This window comes from Pelagimonas sp. (assembly GCF_058892305.1).
This window is the reverse complement of sequence record NZ_JBZXVN010000082.1, coordinates 1-1,131: the sequence shown is the minus strand read 5'-3', so window position 1 is coordinate 1,131 and position 1,131 is coordinate 1. Positions and strand designations below refer to the sequence as shown.

General features: G+C 56.3%; 1 pseudogene. It reads right to left on the bottom strand.

The features are described from left to right. A pseudogene (locus AC5EFR_RS23285) lies at positions 1-1,131 on the bottom strand (IS3 family transposase); the annotation flags it as partial.

Below are 1,131 nucleotides of genomic sequence, written 5' to 3'. Positions count from 1 at the left end.
GGTAGGAAGTAGTTTTCCAGCAGAATGCGGTTCTTGAGGGTTTGATGCCAACGCTCAATCTTGCCCTGCGTTTGTGGATGATACGGTGCACCGCGAGAATGCTTCATGCCTTTGTCCTGCAACCATTCGGCCAGATCTCCCGAGACGTAACTGGAGCCGTTGTCGCTGAGAAGACGTGGCCTGTGGACGACATGAACCTGATCGCAGCCTGATGCCTGCAATGCCAAGTCCAGTGTCTCGGTCACATCCTCCGCCCGCATGGTCGTGCAAAGCTTCCACGCGATGATGTCGCGGCTGTAATCGTCGAGGATCGTGCTGAGATAGAACCAGCCCCAGCCAAGAACCTTGAGGTAGGTGAAGTCGGTCTGCCAAAGCGGGTTGATGGCCGTGGTTTTGTCTTTGAACTCGTTCGCCGCCTTGAGCACGATGAAGGCTGGGCTTGTGATCAGGTCATGCGCCTTCAACACGCGATAGACGGAAGCTTCTGATACACAGTAGCTTTCTCGGTCCGTGAACGTCACTGCCAACTCTCGCGGAGAGAGTTCCGTCTCATTCCGCGCCAACGTCACAACCTTGCGCCGCACCTCGTCAGGCACACGGTTCCAAACATGCTTTGGCTTGGGGGATTGGTCCTGCAGCCCAACCTCGCTGCGTTGTAGATACCGATCATACCAACGGTAAAACGTCGTCCGGGGGATGCCAAGCTTGGCCAGCGTTCGGCGGGCCGAAAGATGCGGCCCTCAACCAGCCTGATGATCTCCAGCTTCTCAGATGCCGCATACCTCATTCTTGGTCGCCCGCATCGTCGATCATGCTTTTTTGAGAAGGCGAAATTCCAACGTTTGCTCCGCCACGACCTCTTTCAGATCACGTGCCTCGCGGCGCAAATTTTTGACTTCATCGGTTGTGGCCGCACGGGCGGTATCGCCAGCCAACCGCCTTTTCCGGCTTCCATGAAGTCCTTCGACCATTTGTCGTATATGCCCTGAGAGATACCCTCGCGGCGACACAGCTCCGCAATGCTGTCTTCGCCGCGAAGGCCATCCAGAACGATCCGGATATTCTCTTCGGCCGAATACTGTTTGCGTGTTGCCCGCTTGATGTCCTTAACGATCTTCTCGCCGGGGCTCT